The organism is Streptomyces sp. NPDC020362 (assembly GCF_040642095.1).
Taxonomy (GTDB): domain Bacteria; phylum Actinomycetota; class Actinomycetes; order Streptomycetales; family Streptomycetaceae; genus Streptomyces.
Genome location: NZ_JBFAET010000022.1, coordinates 68451 through 76409, shown reverse-complemented (window position 1 = coordinate 76409; position 7959 = coordinate 68451). Strand labels below are relative to the sequence as shown.

The following is a 7959-nucleotide window of genomic DNA, read 5'->3' as shown; positions in this document are numbered from 1 at the left end:
GGTGGGCGACGCGGTGCGCAGACGGCGGTGGCGGTCGGCGAGGCCGGACTGCCCACCGGTGACCGGCGCTGATCGACGGCTTCGCGGGCAAGGAGCAGATCGACATCGTCGACGACTTCGCCTACCCGTTCCCCGTCACGGTGATCTGCCGCCTGCTCGGGGTGCCGCGCGAGGACGAACCGAAGTTCCGCGTGTGGGTGAACGACCTCATCAACTCGATCGACTACAACCCCAAGACCGACCCGAAGGAAAAGCTGGAGAACGGCGTACAGGCCCGCAAAGAGCTGCGCCAGTTCCTCGGCGGGCTGCTGGAGCAACGCCACGGCCGACCGGCCGACGACCTGTTGTCACGGCTGGCCAACGATGACGGGCCGGACGGGCGGATGACCGACGAGGAGATCGTCAGCACCGCCAACCTGCTGCTGATCGCCGGCCACGAGACCACCGTCAACCTCATCACCAACGGCATGCTGACGCTGCTGCGTCACCCGCAGGTGCTGCAGCGACTGCGCGACGACCCGGACCTGGTCGTGCCGCTGGTCGAGGAACTGCTGCGCTACGAGCCCCCCGTGCACATCATTCCCTGGCGGGCGGCGTACAGCGACGTCACCGTCGCCGGCACCGTCATCCCCAAGGGCTCGCAGATCATGCTCATGCTCGCCTCGGGCAGCCGCGATCCGAACCGCTTCCACGATCCCGACCGCTTCGACCCCGATCGGCGGGACAACCAGCACCTCGGGTTCGGCAGCGGCATCCACCTGTGCTTCGGCGGCCCGCTGGCCCGGCGGGAGGCCCAGATCGCGCTGAGCGAACTGGTACGCCGTCTCGACCGGCCCGGCCTGGTCACCGACCCGCCACCGTACCGGCGCAGCCCGGTCCTTCGCGGTCCGATCCATCTGACCGTCGAGCGGAGTGACGGCTGACGAGAAGCCGGCAGAGGTCTCGGGGTCCTGGATCGGCTACGACCGCACGCACGTCGTCCTCCGGCCCGACGGGAAGGCGGGCATCCGCCTCCTGGACGGGCAGGAAGGGGACTTCGAAGACAGATGGCGGCTGTCCGGCACCGGAACCTGGAAGCCGGCCGACGTGTTTGCAGGAGCGCGGCCTCGTCCGGCGATGAGGCCGGGTTCCCTGTCGCCACCGGTCATCCCCAGGGGATCGACGTCGCCATCGGTCGTGGTGGGGCCGGGTGAGGCGGAGGCGGGCGCCGTGGTCTGATCCGAGCCTTCGGAGAAGGCCGGTGACGGTCTGCCGGGACAGTGCGCCTGCTCCAGCGCGTGCGCCCCTCCGATGAAGGTATTGGGGTCCGCCAGGGTGTTGTCCGCCCTCTCGCAGGTTGTCGGCGGCTTCGGGGTGCACCCTCTCGAAGATGGCGCGGTCGTCGTCGGCATGGGCAGCTGTGGGCGCGGTCATCGCGAGGCCGGCCAGGGCTGTGACGGTGGCCCGCTCCGAGGGCCGGGGCGTCTGGAGGCTGCCGAGTCCTGCTGGGGGACGTGGCCGGTGGCCAGTGCGGTGCTCAGCCCGGCTCTGCCGTCGATGGCGAGCTTGCGGTAGACGTGCGTGAGGTGGAACTCCACGGTCCGCCGGCTGACGAACAGCGCGGCGGCGATGGCCTGGTTGTCCATGCCGCCGGCAGCGAGGGCAGCGATGCGCCGTTCGCGTTCGGTGAGGGCCCGTACACCCGACTGACGTTTGCGGCGCGGTCGCGCTCCGGTGGCCAGCAGCGCTCGGTGGGCGCGCTCCGAGAGAGGCGCGGCGCCCGAGGCGTCCGCGAGGTCGAGGGCCTGTCGCAGGGCTGTCCTTGCCTCTGTGGGGCGGTCGGTGGCGTGCAGTGCTTCGCCGAGGTCGGTGAGGATCCGGGCGAGGTCGTGCCGGGCGGGTGTGGTCCGAAGGAGCGCGGCGGCTTCGGACAGGGTGGTCACGGCCTCGGGGCCGGTCTGCAGGCGGCCCATGGTCCGCAGGCTGGTGGCGACAGCGCGGGGACTGCCCCAGCGCCGTGCGAGCACGAGTTCCGCCTCGGCCAGTTCCCTGGCGGTGTCGTCGTCGCCGAGGCGCTGGTGGACGCGCGCCGCGTGGGAGCGCCAGGGGACGAGAGCGGGGTTGTCGTAACCGCCGTTTCGCATCTGCCGTGCGCAGGCGTCGAGTTCCTCCAAGGCCGTGTGATACCGGCCGTGGGCGTGGTGGGTTCGAGCGCGTGCGGCGTGGAGAACCGCCCAGCTCCAGTGGTTGCCCGTGGGGCCCTGATGGGAGGCGCGGCAGAGACTCCCGGCTTCTTCGGCCTCGCCCAGGTCGATCAGGGCGTTGATGACCTGGGCGGTGGCATAGGGCTCGTACCGTTGCCCGGGAGGTGTGAGGGCGAGGGCCTGTCTGCCGAGGGACAGGGCCGAGGCCAGGTCGCCCATGCGGTGGGCGATCTTGGCGCGCATGGCCATGAAGAGGGACCGCAGGGGGGCCGGCTGGTTGCGCATGTCGTCGCCGAGGAGCTGGTCGCAGCAGTGCGCGGCGTCGGTGAGGCGGTCGGCGTGCAGCAGCGCGACCGCCGCGAACGCGGCCGTGAGGGCGGGTTCCTCCCTCGGCCCGGGGCGCGCCAGCGCCTGGTCGGCGAAACCGGCGGCGGTGTGGGCGCATTGTCCGGTCAGGGTGGTTTTGAGAGCGAGGGCGGCCAGCAGCAGGCGCTGTCCGGGGCTGGTGCCGGCCAGGCCGTCGGCCATGTTGGCGCGGGCGACCCAGGCGTCGGCCATGTGCGGTGTCTCCTCCAGAAGGACCAGGATGCCCTGGGCCCACAGGCGGTACAGCGCCTCGCGGTCGTTCTCGCCGATCCGCCCGGCGAGCGCGTCCAGCAGGGCCACGGCTTCCTCGGCGCGGCCGGTGCGTGCCAGTGCCTCGGCCAGGTGCGGCACCAGTGCAGCCTGTGTGCCGATGTCCTCCTCCCCCTCGAGGGCCGTGCGCAGGTGGCCGACGGCCGAGCCCGGGGCGAGGTGGACCTCGGTGATGCCCAGCAGGGTCAGGAGCTGCGGGCGGTCGCTGTCCGCCGGCGGCTCCGCCAGGGCCCGGCGCAGGTACGCGCGGGCAGCGGGCGGATCGGGACGCTCGCCCGCGATGCGGGCCGCCTCGTGCAGTACCGGCACCCGCCAGTCCTGGCCGTCCGGGGCGGTACGCAGAAGCATGTCCGCGATCTTCGTGGGGCCGGCACCGAGATCGCGCAGTGCCTCGGCTGCCCGGGAACGCAGCTCGTCGAGTGTGCGCTCGCCGGCCAGCGCGGTGACGGCCTGCGCGAGGACCGCACCGGCAGGCTGCCAGGGCGGGCCTGCCCTCAGCAGTCCGGCGTCCTCCAGGGCGGTCACTGCCTGTTCCGCGGCCGGCAGGTCGATCCCGGCCGTGCGGGCCAGCAGCGGCAGGTCGGCAACACGGTCGAGGGCGGTGACCGCGGTGGCAGCGGCACTCACCGCGGGAGCATGACGGTTCAACAACAGCGGCAGGGCTCCCAGCAGGGCCCGGTCGCAGATGCCGACCGCTTGCCCGCTTGTGATCTGCGCGGGCGGGGTGCCGGTACGGGCGAGGGCCTCGGCCACGGCGTCGAGCAGTGCGAGGTTGCCCCCGGCGGCACGGTGGCACAGTGCCGCGGCCTCTTCCCCGAGGGCTTGACCGAGCCTGTCGGCCAGGTACTGCGCGGTGCCCTGTCGAGACAGCGTCCGCGGGCGCAGGCGGGGGAATTCCGGACACGCCACCAGCTCGGCCGCGAGCACACCGCCGGGGGCGCCGGAAGCGGTACGGGTGGCCACGGCCAGGGCTATGCAGACGCCGTGCAGGCGGCGGGCCAGATACGCCAGCCACTGCTGAGACAGCTCGTCGGCGTGCTGGGCGTCGTCCACCAGCAGGGCCAGGGGGGCGTGGCGGGACAGACGCATCAGCGTCAGGTACAGGTCGCGGAACCGGTCGACGGGCGGGGTGCCGCCGTGGTGGCCGGTGGACGGCACCACCGCCTGGTCCCCGTCCAGCAGGCTGTGGTCCTCGTCGTTCAGGTGCGGGTCGAGCAACTGCCGCACGGCCGCCCACGGCACCCGGGCCTCCCGGGGACAGCAGCGGGCCCGCAGCACCCGTGCCTCCTGCATCCGGGCCAGTGCGGCGGCCTCCGCCAGAAGCGTGCTCTTCCCGGTGCCCGCCGGCGCTTCGATCAGTACGGCCGTGCCGTTCCCTTCGAGGGCCCGGCCAAGGACGAAATCCAGGGTCCGCAGCTCCGCGGTGCGTTCCACGAGAGGCGTCATCGTTCCTCCTGGCCGTTGCGCAAACCGTGCCCGCATCAAGGAGAAGCACGCCGGCCAGTGCGCACGCTGCGGGAATGTCCGGGCGTCGTGATGTCGGCGGCCATTTGACGTACGCCGCCTTTGGCGCCGGGCCCGGTGGCTGCCCATCGTCACCCGCCGGGCCTTGCCACTAAAAGTGGCCAAGAGTCCTGACTGACCCAAGAAACATTAAAGAGGGTGCAAATCGCGGAAGTGTTGTGCGGAATGCAAGAACACGCGCCGTGCGGGAGTTCCGCAGGCCCCTCCGCAGCTGTCCGGAGCGGCATCCGCAGGCTTGGCGCGGCAGCCCCACAGGATCGGCCGCAGGACCGGAGCACACTCCTTGCCGCGGCGCTGACCTGCAATTTCTCATGCTTCTACGCCACTTCGGCGAGCCGGCCGACAGCCCTGCGGGCCGGCGATCCGACAAGGAGACTCATTCATGCCAAAGCACCGTGCCGTGCCAAAACGCCGTGCGGCCACCGTACGCGCGGCTCGGCGGGCTTCCGCCGGTGCCGCCGTAGCCGCCCTCGGCATCACCGGCATCGTCGGGCTCGCGTCCACCGCTCATGCGGACGACGGACCCTCGTCCAGCGGAGTCGTTTTCCCCGGCGACTCCTTCGACTCCGAGGCGTTCAACCGCATCATGAACGAACCCCTCGACGAATTCGCTCAGGAGGAGCAGACGAACAACCCCACCGGGTCGAACGATCCCATCGTCGACGGCAACGGTATTCGCTGGGACACCGACGGCTGCTCCGACCCCACCGGCCAGTTCGGAGGCGGGGACGCGCGCATCGCTTGCGAGCGGCACGACGTCGCCTACCGCACCCTCCAGCAGGACGGCCTGTGGAACGCGGACAGCATGAACGATGCCAACAGGAATTTCACCGACGACCTGAGCACACTCCAGCAGCAGGGAAGAATCAGCGAAACCCAGGAAATCGGTCTCGGGGTGGGTGCCGGGGTCGGCTCCAACCTCCCGGGTTCGGCCTTCGGTTACGAGATCAACGGTCTTCCCGAGTACGACGGCAGTTCAGGCAGTCCCTTCGACGACCAGGCCGGCGCCGACGGCGTGTTCCAGCCCTCGGAAGGCGCACGGTAGGCAGGAAGCGGCACAACGCCGGCATCCCCGCCGGGTGCGGCGGATCCCATCACCCGCCGCACCCGGCCCATGTCCACGCCGGACGACCGGCTGGTCGCAGGAGACCTCTCCGACAGGAATCGGCGCACAGTGCGCAGGCATTGGTGCCGTCCTCCGTACACACCTCGCCGAGGATCCCGGAGGAATCCGCAGCAGTAGCGGCAACCGGTTGCGGACCCGGCGGCGCACCTCATCGACTTCAGCGGCGCACCCCATCGACTTCTTTCGACACCGGCCCGGCGGGCCGTCCCACGCCGAAGCGTTGAACCCGGCCATCCACCGCCGGTGATCCATACGGCGGCGAATCGAGACCGCCCGGCCTACAGAACGGATACACGCCATGCGACCTTCTGCTGCCCGATTCCGCGATTCACACGCGTACCCACCACACCTGCGTGGGGCATCTCGCCGAAGCCCGGACGCATCTGGCGGGAACTCAGGTGTGCCGTGCCGGGCGGGCCGAAATGCCCGCACGGGATGTCGTGCACGCGGCGCACGATCCTCGGCACGCCTCCACCGCTCCCGGCCTCACACATTTCAGGGACACAGGACGGGCAGGTGACGAGAATGCCCCGGCGACATCAGTCCCACGCGCCCGAGACGAGAGGCAGCGAAGCAGCGCTGCCATGGGCCGCTCTGCCCGATGCGGCACTCGTCGCGAGACTGCGCACCCCCGCCACCTCGTCAAGGCCGTCCGGCCTGGGGTCGGCCGACCCCAGGGCCTGCAGGAAGCAGATCGCAGCTGCCGCGGCCGAGCTGCGCAGACGCCGCCTTCCCGCCGTGCTCGACTACGCCGGCCTCTTCGCGGCCGAGGCCTCCGTACAGGCCCTGACGCGGGAGGCACTCCAGCACGCCGTGCGCGACATACGCACCGCGCCGGACGTCGACCATCCGCCTCCCCACCACCCGCTCCTCCTCGTCGAGCGGACCGCCGGACTGTGGGCCGGCACCACGCGCCGAAAGGAACTCTCCGCCGACTTCGTCGCATGGCTGGACCGTACGACGCACACCCTCCCCCGCCGACCGTCCACCGCGCCGCCCTCCCGGGAATGCGACTCCATCGTCCGGGCGTACCAGGAACTGCCCCGGCGTACCCAGGGCGCCCTGTGGCACAGCGTCGTGCAACGGGACGGCGCCCATGCGGCCGGCCGGTCTCTTGGCGTGCACCCCGACAGGGTGCCCCACCTCCGACGCAGTGCCCTTGAAGACATCCGCCTGGCCTATCTGCACCTGGACTCCGAACCGGCCGCCAAAGGGCATTGCCGCTGTTTCAGCTCCCTCCTGGAAGCTGCGACCCGCCGCAGGGGCGCCTACCCCAGTGACGCCCTCGACCGGCACACGGCCGTCTGCTTCGGCTGCTCCCGCGCCCGCTCCGTGCTGAACGGCATGAACGAGCGGCCGGGCGAGGTGATGGCCGCAGCTCTGCTCCCCTGGGGCGGCGCCGCGTTTGCGGCTGCCAGACGTCGGCGCACCACCAACGCTCTGCCGGCCCCTCGGGCCGGGCGGATGCCGGGCACCAGGGGCCGCGCCCAGCCGCGTACGGAAAGGGCGCCGGGCCTGCCATGGCTGCGGCACGTCGCCCGCAAGTGCCCGGCAGTGACTGTCACGGCGGCTGCGGGGATCCTCGCAGCGGCTGCCACCACCGTCCATCTGCCCGTGAACGGCCACACCACCGGCGCTGCCGATCCCGTGCCCCGGGACTCCGCCCGGACCTCTCCCCACCCGGCCGCCCCAACTCCTGCACGCGGTCCAGCACCCGACAGGTCCGACGGGACCGGGACCGGCTCCCGGCCTTCGGACGACACGGACCGTGGCGAAGCAGAGGTCCACGTACCCGGGCAGACCCCGGCCAGGAGTCATGCGAGCACCTCCTGGCACAGTTCATCCGCCCGCCCGGGGCTTCCCGCGTCGGTGCACGCGCACGGGCAGGCACGTGCTCACCCGGAACTCGCCGGCATCCCGTCCGGCCTGTTCCACGCCGGGTACCCGCCCGCGCGGGGCGGGGCCCAGGCCATGGCCCGCACGGTCGCCGACGCCCCGGACCGCAGCCTGGACCCCCATGGCGCCGTCCGCCGCATGGCCCAGACGACGGAACACCTCGTTCTCGACGTTGGATTCGCGTACCACGTACACCTCTTCGGTCTCGGGGGAAGAGGGCACCGCGGAGGTTGCGTCGGCGTCGGTGACGCGGCCATGCCGGCGCCGGGGCAACAGCCCCACGCTCCCGCGGTGCAAAGCTTCGGCGCCCCGACCTCCTGCAATGACGAAGGGAATGACGCGGCTCGGTCGGAAAACCCGGCGGCGCGGCCCGTCGGAGCCAACGCTCTCACCGGAACTCTGCCCCGGATCGTCGGCGACGCGCCCCTGTAAACGCCTTCCTTTCCGGGAACCTCTGTCAATCGCCGGCGGCTCCACCGGTTTGTGCTGGGCATGCACCCAGCGCGAGCCGGTGGAGCCTCGTCCCCCCCTGCGGAGCCCCCTGCGGAGCCGTCTTTCCGTGCCGTCCCGCCCGAACGCTGTCCGTGCGATCCG

3 protein-coding genes and 1 pseudogene are annotated in these 7959 nt (G+C 71.7%); 3 read left to right on the top strand and 1 reads right to left on the bottom strand.

Features of this window, described 5'->3' with window-relative positions; genetic code table 11:
* Positions 1 to 68: 68 nt before the first annotated feature.
* Positions 69 to 923, top strand: a pseudogene (locus AB0H32_RS12220) (cytochrome P450); the annotation flags it as partial.
* Between the two features lie 486 nt (positions 924 to 1409).
* On the opposite strand, the gene AB0H32_RS12215 reads toward AB0H32_RS12220, so the two are convergent.
* Positions 1410 to 4265 (bottom strand): AAA family ATPase, encoded by a 2856-nt coding sequence (locus AB0H32_RS12215; protein WP_361118302.1) that lies wholly within the window; start codon positions 4263 to 4265, stop codon positions 1410 to 1412.
* Positions 4266 to 4725: 460 nt separating this feature from the next.
* Between AB0H32_RS12215 and AB0H32_RS12210 the strand changes: the two genes are divergently transcribed.
* Both AB0H32_RS12210 and AB0H32_RS12205 read left to right on the top strand, forming a co-directional pair.
* On the top strand, positions 4726 to 5388 hold the full coding sequence (locus tag AB0H32_RS12210; protein ID WP_361118299.1) for a phospholipase A2: 663 nt from the start codon (positions 4726 to 4728) through the stop codon (positions 5386 to 5388).
* Positions 5389 to 5994: 606 nt separating this feature from the next.
* Positions 5995 to 7797 carry a hypothetical protein gene (locus tag AB0H32_RS12205; protein ID WP_361118296.1) on the top strand — a complete coding sequence of 601 codons (1803 nt, stop codon included), beginning with the start codon at positions 5995 to 5997 and terminating at the stop codon, positions 7795 to 7797.
* Positions 7798 to 7959 lie beyond the last annotated feature (162 nt).

What these genes read in the sequence shown, in the direction of transcription:
- AB0H32_RS12215 (WP_361118302.1), bottom strand. Translation starts at nt 4,265, where the DNA reads ATGACGCCTCTCGTGGAACGCACCGCGGAGCTGCGGACCCTGGATTTC.
- AB0H32_RS12210 (WP_361118299.1), top strand. Translation starts at nt 4,726, where the DNA reads ATGCCAAAGCACCGTGCCGTGCCAAAACGCCGTGCGGCCACCGTACGC.
- AB0H32_RS12205 (WP_361118296.1), top strand. Translation starts at nt 5,995, where the DNA reads ATGCCCCGGCGACATCAGTCCCACGCGCCCGAGACGAGAGGCAGCGAA.